The organism is Arenibacter sp. F26102 (genome assembly GCF_023015865.1).
Taxonomy (GTDB): Bacteria; Bacteroidota; Bacteroidia; order Flavobacteriales; family Flavobacteriaceae; genus Arenibacter.
Genome location: NZ_JALKBC010000038.1, coordinates 1 through 6,039, shown reverse-complemented (window position 1 = coordinate 6,039; position 6,039 = coordinate 1). Strand labels below are relative to the sequence as shown.

At 32.7% G+C, this 6,039-nt stretch carries 5 protein-coding genes; 2 read left to right on the top strand and 3 right to left on the bottom strand.

Annotated features, from left to right (window positions below):
• Nucleotides 1-233 precede the first annotated feature (233 nt).
• From MWU78_RS22105 to MWU78_RS22095, 3 genes are all read right to left on the bottom strand, one after another.
• A complete protein-coding gene (locus tag MWU78_RS22105; RefSeq protein ID WP_247001967.1) occupies nt 234-2,435 on the bottom strand; it encodes an AAA family ATPase in 2,202 nt (733 codons plus the stop codon).
• Between the two features lie 170 nt (nt 2,436-2,605).
• Nucleotides 2,606-3,256 carry a hypothetical protein gene (locus MWU78_RS22100; protein ID WP_247001965.1) on the bottom strand — a complete coding sequence of 217 codons (651 nt, stop codon included), beginning with the start codon at nt 3,254-3,256 and terminating at the stop codon, nt 2,606-2,608.
• A 242-nt stretch (nt 3,257-3,498) separates the two neighbouring features.
• Entirely contained in the window at nt 3,499-4,224 is a 726-nt protein-coding gene (locus tag MWU78_RS22095; protein WP_247001963.1) for a hypothetical protein, read from the bottom strand.
• 391 nt (nt 4,225-4,615) lie between these two features.
• On the opposite strand from MWU78_RS22095, the gene MWU78_RS22090 reads away from it, so the two are divergent.
• Both MWU78_RS22090 and MWU78_RS22085 read left to right on the top strand, forming a co-directional pair.
• Entirely contained in the window at nt 4,616-5,014 is a 399-nt protein-coding gene (locus MWU78_RS22090) for a transposase (RefSeq protein ID WP_247001961.1), read from the top strand.
• A gap of 8 nt (nt 5,015-5,022) precedes the next feature.
• Nucleotides 5,023-5,859 carry an IS3 family transposase gene (locus tag MWU78_RS22085; protein ID WP_247001959.1) on the top strand — a complete coding sequence of 279 codons (837 nt, stop codon included), beginning with the start codon at nt 5,023-5,025 and terminating at the stop codon, nt 5,857-5,859.
• Nucleotides 5,860-6,039 lie beyond the last annotated feature (180 nt).

Sequence of the window (6,039 nt, the reverse complement as noted above, 5' to 3'; positions counted from 1 at the left end):
ATAAGGAACAAATTATTGGCCCGGGCATTCGCCGTTGTGGGCAGAGGAACACCATATGTCAATACAATGGGTTATATATCCTGAACCATAGAAAAAAATTATGAAGATAAATTTGTTTTAACCATAGGATACAGACAGGCATCTTGCCTGCCTGACGGCGAGGCAGGCTCGCGCCAGCGGGGGTTTGGCACTTAACCCTTATTATTTTTATACATTGGTGCCAACTGGCTTTATTATTCATCTTCTATTCCCATCATCATTAAGTAGTGTCCTTTGTTTTCTGTGTGATAGAAAATATTCTTAAACACTTCTATATATTTCACAATCGTATCATCAGGTGCTTCGATATACAAGTCATCAGGAAGAGTATGAGAACCTTCATTTGTCCAGCTTAGAAGAGAGCGACAAATGTCTTTTTCTTCTCTAGATTCAAATTTGTTAATTAGAAAATCATCCCTTTTATTACCTAAAATACTATAGAAATTTTCTAAAATTCTTCTCATAGTATTTTGAATAGTGATTCCTGAATTGTGTTCCCATTCCTTTATTTCACGCCACAATAGTTCATATGAAGATTGTATTGGATTTTGCTCTCCGTATGAATGAATTATAGATTGATTATTGTTTTTTCGTAAAATCCAAAAAGAAGGTTTTTGACCTCTTCTATTAAGTCCTTCATAGGACACTTCTTTATGGAAATAGACATTATGAGTTAACAAAATCAATTGTTTAATATTTCCTTCATCTGTTTTTATTTTTTTTGCTATTTCTTTAACCAATGTGCTAACAATGAAAAGAACATTACTATCTAAACTAGATATTGGGTCGTCAATAACAAGTATTCGTTCATCATTTACGCTTTCTCCATTAAGTCCACCTTTGGTTAATTGTAGGTAGTATAAAAATGTAATAAATGTAACTTCTCCTTCACTTAAAGTTTTTTCTGCAATTGTTCCATCTTCTCTTTGTATTTGATAAAAACCATCTTCTGTAGCAGGTACAATTTTGAAATTAACAAAACCATAGTTGATTAGAAGTCTATTAATTTCGTCAATTGCAGGCTGAATACTAGTGACATTTTTACTCAAATATTTAATTTCAGTATCTAATGTATTACAAGCATTTAGCTTTTCTTGAATTTGTGATTTTAATGCAGTAATTCCTGTTTCAATACCAGAGTTATCTGCATTGAATTTTGTTATTTGGGTTGTGAATTCATTACAACAGTATTTCCATACGTGTTTTATTAATGTTTCTCGTTCGGTATTGTAGTTACTTACTATAAGATTGTTTTTAGTTATTTCAGAGTTTGCATTGCCAATTAGAATTGATATAAGCTCAAATTGCTCATCTAAATTAATTAGTTCAACACTTCTGCTAGGTTCTTTAACTTTATTGCTTAGTAGCTCTTTGTTTGCTGTAATTTGGCTTATTAATGTTTTTAAGTAGGCTGAGTATTTTTCTAATTCAAGCTTATTGTTTTTGTCGTTTTTTTGATTCGTTTCTAGTTGATTTAGTTCATTTATCAAGTTAGAAGTCAACAAAAGGTATTCTTCTCTTAAATTTTTAATCGTTTTGATATCTTCTATAAATTCTCCATCAAAAAAACTAACTAATTGATTTTTGAAATCTTCAGTTATTGTGTTTTCTTGACAAAAAGGACAAGTTTGATCTTCTTGCAAATAACTTTGACCTTGGTTAACCCAATCGTTAATGTTCAATTTCTGAATTAATTTTGCAATATTAACATCAGCCTTTCCGATAATTATTTTTTGCCAAATACTAGATTGTTCAATTTCAATAATTCTAGCAAATTGAATAGAACTTAATAAAGGTATATTTTCAGGTCTTTCTCCAAAAACTGTTTTAGATTTCTCTTTTAAGTAATCAAGTTGTTTTAGGTCAGAAGTATTGTTTTTAGTGTCAAGTAGAATTTTGGATTTGAATTTTTCTTTATTTTGAAAACCGACAAAAGCATCTTTAAAAGTGGTTTCGTATTTTTTATAAATATTAGACCAACAAAACTCTTTGAAAGTTATTATTAATTCATCTTTCTTCTTTGATATTCCTTCAAGAGTTTCATTTTTTTTGATTCTCTCGGTTTTCAATTCTTTTAATAGAGTTCCTTTTTCTTCAATTACTTGTATTTGGTCTGCGGTTGCTTCTCCCAAAGTAAAAACACCACCAAGTTTTCCATTACCAAAATTTCTTGTTCGGAATTCTTTATTGTAGACTAAAGTCTTTATCGGTTCACTTTCCCAATCTAATGAACAGTGTTCAAATTTTGTTTCTTCTATATCGTGTAAATAGTTTGAAAGTGTTGTTTTTCCACAACCATTTGCTCCATAAATAAAGTTTACTTTTTTTAGATTATCTATTGTTGTTCCATCATTATCAAATGTTGCAATTTGTTTTATGGAAATAGATTTAATCATTTGAGTTGCGGTTGGTTTTTACCTTGTTGGTAACGGTCTTGTACAAGATTTAGTTGCGTGTTTTAGCTATATATTTAGTAAATAATTCCCGAGCAAAGAAAGTCCGTGAGGACTTTCGTAAGTAAGCTCTAACCAAGCAATTAATTTTGTACGTTGTGTACATAGTTTTTTTATATCTGTCCTTTTTCAGTAAAATCATCTTTTTCAAAAGTCCACTCCATATATAAATCAGCCTCTGCATTCATAATGACTGAAACTTTTGCTCCTTTAACTATAACTTTCGTATCACCTAAAATATCTGGAGCTTGGTAATGACCATAAACTTTCCAATTTTCAATTCTATTAGTGTCTTTTATATTTAATGGAGGAAAGTATTTATAAACAAAAAAATCTACACTCGAATAGTCGTCACTATATTTATCTTTCAAGCCTATTAAAATTTCCTCTATTCCGTCATTATCAAAATCGTGTTGACCAACTGTATATTCATCATTTTGTCTTTCCTTTCTTAATTCTGAAGAGCCTCCTGATCCTCCGAAATAAGTTATAAATTCGAAAGGTAAAATGGTTTGGCTACCGTTAATGAAATTGACAGATAATTCCAATAAACCATTCACACGTTTAATATTCAGTCTATTAGGGTAATTAGTTTCATTAGGATACTTTAATATATAATTAAAACCTTTTGACACTTCTTGCACAGATGCAACTTTTGAGTTTTTTAAACCTATAATAAAAGATTTGTCATTTGTCTTTAATGTTTCTTGACAACTGACATTGCTAAAAATCAAGCAAATAAGAATTGTGGTAATTTTTTTCATAGTATTTCTGTTTTGTTTTATAGTTTCTTTAATAATTATGTACAACGTTTTGCGTATATGACTTGTAACGGTTTTCGAAGCACTTACTTGTTGGCTTGCACCAAATTTACTTAAAACACTAAGCTTGAATTGACCACATTCCTCGCCATAAGTTATATACGCTGTTGTGCGTTCGGTTTTTTTGTTCTTGGTATTAATAATATTCTTTCGGGTTTAGATATTATTAGAAGTTTTAATTCTTTTTAAAAAAAACTATCCACAATAAATCTTACTACTGATTGCCATGCGTCTGTATAACGTGCATGAATACTAATGATGTTTATACACAAACCGACTGCTACAATAGTATAGGGTATAGGGCTTACTTTCTTTCTTACATCATTTAATAAAAGGAGTAATACTATACTGATGCCAAAATATTCAGAGATAAAAAAGGCATTAAATGCTATAGACGATCCAAAAATGATAATCAATAATCTGGAAGAAATAGCTCCCAAAATTGTAAACACTGTGCCAATCATGTAACGCTTGTGTTTAAAGACATCTTTTTTATGGATAATGGCGAGTGAGTAGAAAAGTAAAAAATTGAATGAAGTAATAATGTTTAATGACTGCCAAGCTGCGGCTTCTCTAAACGGCATTATATCGACCATTTTGAGATAATTTAGCTTTGTAATCAATATCATAGAAATAAACACTAATGGTGCTGTGAAATATGAAATTTTACCAATAAGTCTATGAGACTTGTATTTTTTTTTGATGATAAGATAAGGTTGAATAATCAGCATCGCCACCCAAGATACCATTAGAGCCCCATGTATGTGATGTATCCAACTAAATTCATGAAATTGAGGAAAAAATAGCAAATAGGAAGGGTGAAAGGCTACCTGCATTAAAATAAATAAAATTACCATAGCCATAAAAAAAGCTTTGGTTGAAAAGTCTAGTGTTTTATTTCCCTGTATCATTTATTTTCGATTTTTAGCAGGTGTCTTATAAACTGACGCACAACGTACGGATATAATAACTTGTGACTATATCCCTATAACAGTTCCATCCAAAAAAAATGGGCTATTCAGAGTTGTAGTACATTGTAACGTACTATAAATCCCATTGCGATTATAAAATTTTTGTGGGTGTAAAGCGGGGGGAATACTACAACCAAGCATTTGCTTTCAACCTTCTAAGTTAGCCAATACTGGGGTTTAGTTTAGCTTAATCGATAAAGTACAGGGATTTCCGTTAAATGGTAAAATGGGTTGAAAGTTGAAAGTCCAAAGTTGAAAGTCCAAAGTTCAAAACTGAAGGTTGTACGTTGTACGTCCCTGATATAGGTTGACCACTTTAAAGTGGAAAACAATGAAAGCAAATGTACGTAAGATCAGAAAGCACAGGGTCTATTCAGAGGAATTTAAGGTACAAATGGTCCAAGAGTTCGAAAGTGGAAAACATAGTGTTCCCGAACTTGAAAGACTGCATGGGGTCGCCAGTACGGTCATTTACCGATGGATCTACAAATTCTCTACCTTTAACAAAAAGGGATTTAGGATCGTCGAGATGAAACATAGCAGCTCACAGAAAGTAAAGGATTTGGAAAAGCGGATCAAAGATCTAGAGGCCACAGTAGGGCGTAAGCAGATCATGATCGATTATTTGGAGACTATGATGGAAGTCGCCAAGGAAGAACTTGATATCGATATCAAAAAAAACTTCTCCACCCCACCATCGGCAGGTTTAGGGAAAAAATCAAAAAAGTAGATTATTCCATGAACCAGTTATATGATACGGTCGGCATCAGCAAACAGGCGGTTGCCCAGTATGCAAAGCGGCAATCGGCCTTTGATTCTAAGATAGGCCAGCTTGTTCTGGAGGCCGACGAGTTAAGAGCTGATCATCCTGGTTGTGGGGTGGAGAAAATGTACAGGACCTTAAAGCCCGATTTTATTGGCAGAGATCGTTTTATAGACCTTATGATGGATTTGGGCTACCGGTTAAAACGAAAGAAAAATTATAGGAAGACTACGATTGCTTCCAAAATATATTATCAAAACCTGATCAAGGGAATGCAGGTGGACCGCCCATCCATGGTATGGCAGTCGGACATTACTTATATTCCTATTGGCAACGATCACTATTATGCTGTATTTATCATTGATGTTTATACAAAAAAGATTGTTGGTTACAATATATCAGATCATATGAGGGCTACGGCAAATATGAACGCCCTTAGAATGGCCCTAAGGCAGCATATGGCACCAACGATCCATCATTCGGACCGGGGAAGCCAATACACTTACAAAGAGTATATAAAATTACTGGAGGCCAACGGCAGTAAGGTCAGTATGGCCCTATCAAGTCAAGATAATGCTTATGCAGAACGTATCAACAGAACCATAAAGGAAGAATACCTCGATTATTGGAAGCCAAAAACGTTTGCCCAATTAAAAATAATGACAAAAAGAGCCGTTACCAATTACAACAGCAAAAGGGTCCATAATAATATCGATAACAGGTCCCCAATAGATTTTGAACTGGAATTTCCGGATATGCCAAGACATAAAAGGAAAACAATAACTATTTTTAACAATGAAATATTAACCTAAAACGGTCAACTATATTTAGGGATATACACAAACAGTTCATTTCGAGACCCAAGAAATTTTATTTTTCAAGCGGTAATAATGACGTAAATTAGATTGTAATCTACCGAATTGCAAAATAATCGTAGTCGGAATAGTGTTATTTACCTGTGTTCGAGCATGATTTTCAAAAATTTGGAAAGC